The organism is Gordonia sp. NPDC003429, from assembly GCF_053588575.1.
The window spans coordinates 1-2,314 of sequence record NZ_JBSFQF010000047.1 but is presented as its reverse complement, the minus strand read 5'-3'; the positions used below and the strand labels follow the sequence as shown (position 1 = coordinate 2,314).

At 66.5% G+C, this 2,314-nt stretch carries 2 protein-coding genes; both read left to right on the top strand.

What is annotated here, in order from left to right; translation table 11 throughout:
* Nucleotides 1-294: 294 nt before the first annotated feature.
* Nucleotides 295-1,662 (top strand): styrene monooxygenase/indole monooxygenase family protein, encoded by a 1,368-nt coding sequence (locus tag ACWDSI_RS20390; RefSeq protein ID WP_449757676.1) that lies wholly within the window; start codon nt 295-297, stop codon nt 1,660-1,662.
* Nucleotides 1,663-1,703: 41 nt separating this feature from the next.
* Entirely contained in the window at nt 1,704-2,210 is a 507-nt protein-coding gene (locus ACWDSI_RS20385) for a GAF domain-containing protein (protein ID WP_449757675.1), read from the top strand.
* Nucleotides 2,211-2,314: the final 104 nt, after the last annotated feature.

The window sequence follows — 2,314 nt, the reverse complement described above, 5'->3', positions numbered from 1 at the left end:
ATCACGCAGGCCAAGAGCCGGGGCCGCAGAATTCGCCATAGCCAATTCTCTCAAACCACGAACCATAAACTAATTAACGACACGCGACACTAGCAACGGCTACGTCAGTATCAATTTTCCCGGCAAGGGCGCAGACACCATGGAGTTGAGCTGCCGGGTGTGACGCGTGCCGTGACTTGAGATCGGGCTGCGCGCAATGATCGTGCCGGCGGCGCCCGCCGCTCACGATGGTCGCCAAGGGTTTCCACGCGGCAACCGCCCGCAACGACTCGCACAGAAAGCCCAGGTGAACTCATGACCGCATCACGATCGGTAGCCATCATCGGCGCCGGCCCCATCGGAACCTCCGCCGGTGTCGGATTCCGTCGCGCCGGATTCGACGTCGACCTCTACGGAGACCGCGACCCCGCCGGACTTCGCGACGACGTTCCCGTGTCGGGTACCGCGGCCATCTCCGCGCTGGCCCAGCAAGCCGAACGAGATCTGGGGGTGGTCGGCTTCCTCGACCGGGTGCCGCCGGTGACCGGGATGAGTGTGCGCGTGCTGGCCGGCCGCGGCGCCCAGCGCGAAGATCTGCTCGAGTTCGACGCCGCCTACGGCGGATACCGGGCAGCGGCCGTCGACACCCGCCTGATCACCGTCGAACGCCTGCAGCAACTGCTCGACCTCGGCGGGCGCTATCACGTCGGCACCGTGGACATCGACGAACTCGACCACATCGCGGCCACCCACGACCTGACCCTGGTGGCCGCCGGACGCAGGGGCCTGACCGATCTGTTCCCGGTGGACGAGGCACGGCCCTTCTACCCGGAACCGCAGCGAAAGCTGTTGCTGTTCAACGCCGAAGGACTGGGTCACGGCCCTGACGTGTTCGCTCACCGCGGTCCGTCGGGTGGCGCGCACAACTCGCTGTCGGTGGTCGTCGAGCAAGGCGAGGCGTGGTGGGGACCCTACCTGCACAAGGATGCCGGACAGAGCTGGTCGTTCCTGGGGTTCGCCCGGCCGGGCAGCGAGTGGGATCACCGTTTCGCGCAGGCACACGACGCCGAGTCGACCCACCGCGTGGTGCGTGAGTTGTTCCGCGACTACCTCGACTTCGACCTGCCGGAGGTGGAGGCCACCCGGATCATCACCGCGGATTCGCACTCCTGGTTGTCGGGAGCCGTGACACCGACAGTGCGCAAGGCGGTGGCGCTCACCCCGGGTGGGCATCCCGTGCTGGCGCTCGGCGACACCGCCATCGCCCACGACCCGATCGCCGCCCAAGGCGCGCAGAGCGCGTTGATCCAGGCCGCGGCGCTCGTCGCCGCCGCGCGCGACCATGACGGGGCGTTCGACAAGGCCTGGCTGGAGGAGAGGTTCGACGAGTTCTGGCGCACCCGTGGGGAGATCGCCACCAAGGCCACCAAGCTCTATCTGGGTGACCCGCAGTATGCGGAGATCGGACAGTCGTTTTTCGCCGCAGCCGCGGCGAGCCCCGCGTTCGCGACAGCACTCGTCGATCTCATCTCCGATCCGGAACCCTTGCGCCACATCAACTCTCTCGACGATGCGCACGCCTTCATCGCGCGGGTGACCGGTGAACCTGCCGCCGACGTGATCGCGCGGACCGGCACCCCGGGCAGGTTCGCCGACTCAGCCTACGCGGCGGTACCGGCCTAGCCGGTTGTGATCGAGAGCGGGACGAATGGAACGCTGACATCATGAGTTTCGACATCGTGCCGGTCCCCGATCCCAGTGAGTCGGCACCGGACCGGCCAGTACCCGACTATGCCGCGCTCGACGACGCCGCCCGCGGCCTGATCGAGGGCGAGCCCGATCGCATCGCGAATGCCGCCAATCTCTCGTCGCTGGTGTATCACGCCCTGCCACAAGTCAACTGGGTGGGCTTCTACTTCTTCGACGGCACCGAACTGGTGGTGGGACCGTTCCAGGGAAAGCCGGCGTGTGTCCGTATCCCGCTGGACAAGGGTGTGTGCGGGGCCGCCGCCCGCACCCGAGCCACCCAGTTGGTGGCTGACGTCCATGCCGTACCCGATCACATCGCCTGCGACGCCGACAGCCGCTCGGAGATCGTGGTGCCGCTCATTCACCGCGACCGACTGATCGGGGTGTTCGATCTCGACAGTCCCGTCACCGACCGGTTCACCGAACACGACCAGCGCGGCCTCGAAGCCATCGCGGCCACCTTCGTCGCGTCGCTGGGGTGAGATCCTTCCCCTAGTGTCGCGTTTCGTTAGTTGGTTTTCGGTTGAGCTTTCTTGAGAATCTCCTCGACCGGTTTCGTCCACACGAAGGGGTGTTTGCGGTCGTT

Coding starts and splice junctions, on each gene's coding strand:
- ACWDSI_RS20390 (WP_449757676.1), top strand. CDS start 295: ATGACCGCATCACGATCGGTAGCCATCATCGGCGCCGGCCCCATCGGA.
- ACWDSI_RS20385 (WP_449757675.1), top strand. CDS start 1,704: ATGAGTTTCGACATCGTGCCGGTCCCCGATCCCAGTGAGTCGGCACCG.